The organism is Endozoicomonas sp. SESOKO1 (assembly GCF_024606265.1).
In the GTDB taxonomy this organism is placed as follows: Bacteria; Pseudomonadota; Gammaproteobacteria; order Pseudomonadales; family Endozoicomonadaceae; genus Endozoicomonas.
In genome coordinates, this window is the sequence record NZ_JAHHPP010000327.1 from 1 (window position 1) to 1343 (window position 1343).

1 protein-coding gene is annotated in these 1343 nt (G+C 45.8%); it reads right to left on the reverse strand.

Annotated elements, in window-relative coordinates:
• Positions 1–240: 240 nt before the first annotated feature.
• Positions 241–942: a VacJ family lipoprotein gene (locus KDK13_RS14885; protein WP_257285761.1), complete on the reverse strand. Its 702-nt coding sequence runs from the start codon at positions 940–942 to the stop codon at positions 241–243.
• Between the last annotated feature and the right edge of the window lie 401 nt (positions 943–1343).

Below are 1343 nucleotides of genomic sequence, written 5' to 3' on the forward strand. Positions count from 1 at the left end.
TGCTCTAGCTCCTGCATCCATGCAGTCGTGCGGTGGCAGCAAATTGGTCTAAAAAGTCGGAAATTTTTAGCAAATAGAACCACTATTCACTAAAAATTTCCGAATTTTTATCCTGAATTTTCTGCCATCCTCGCAACGGGCGCTATTCTCGGTCAGCCTCCTGGAGCGTGGTCAAATTAATGTGTTTGCCTGAAGTTATTGAAGCCAGAGGCTGATGCGATCGTTATTCGCTGCTTATCGTCAAAAGTCATCTTCGGGTTGCTGGCCTGTAATTAAATATTCACGTCTTTGTAAATAAGTGTCCCGGATAAACGTGTAATGGTCTCCAAGAATCAGCTCTTCAGCATCCAGAAGTTGAGCACGACTATTGATAAGATTAATACTGCTGGCAATCCAGCGTTCCTGCCCGGATTCCTGGTAGGTTATCGGATTGGTTAATGCATCAGGAATGCGTCCAACGCCGGCACGGACAGTACTCGGGCCAAATAATGGGAGGACAAGATAAGGTCCGGACGGAACCCCCCAGTTGGCAAAAGCCAGCCCGAAATCGCTATAGCGCCTGTCAAGTCCCATTGGGGTGGCTACATCGATCAGGCCAAGAATACCCGCTGTTGAATTGATGATGAGACGGCCTGAGGAAACCAGCATATCCTGCCCTTTGAGTTGGAAGCAGGCACTGGCGATATTTCTCAGCTCCCCGAGGTTGCTGAAGAAGTTGCTGACTAATGTTTGCACCGGTCTGGGGGTCACAAAATTATAGGTCTTTGCCACTGGCTTCAGGGCATAGTTATCCAGGGTGTCATTCAGTTTAAACACCTTGCGGTTCCAGCTTTCCAGTGGGTCATTGTAAGAGATGGGTTCAGTTCCCTGCGTCACAGTGGGCAAGAGTATCAGCACCGTGACAACAACTGAACGGGCAATAATCGCAGGAGAATGATTCACACGCTTGATCCTTGATTCCTTATTAGTTTTTCCACGTCTGCAATGACGGTATGAGCTTCGCAAACGGTTGTCTTGGACTCTCGGCTGTCAGGATGAGTGATAAAAAAGCGACTTAAGGGTTATTCTAACTTGATCTCATGTACCATTTCCAATTCATAATCAGTGATACTATCGTCATATTTTAGCGTAGCTTCAGAGGTTGAAAAAAATCTCCCTGCCGATCACCTTTGGCTATTTCAGAATAATGTTGCTCGAAGGGCAGTAACCACAATCCGCAGGCTTCACTCCCGGGGGCACTGGTTCGAAAACAACCACATCAGGGACAATCGGGAATGATTAACCCAGTATTCTTTTAAAATCAAAAAATATTATCTTGATTTCATTATTTGATAAAAACCATT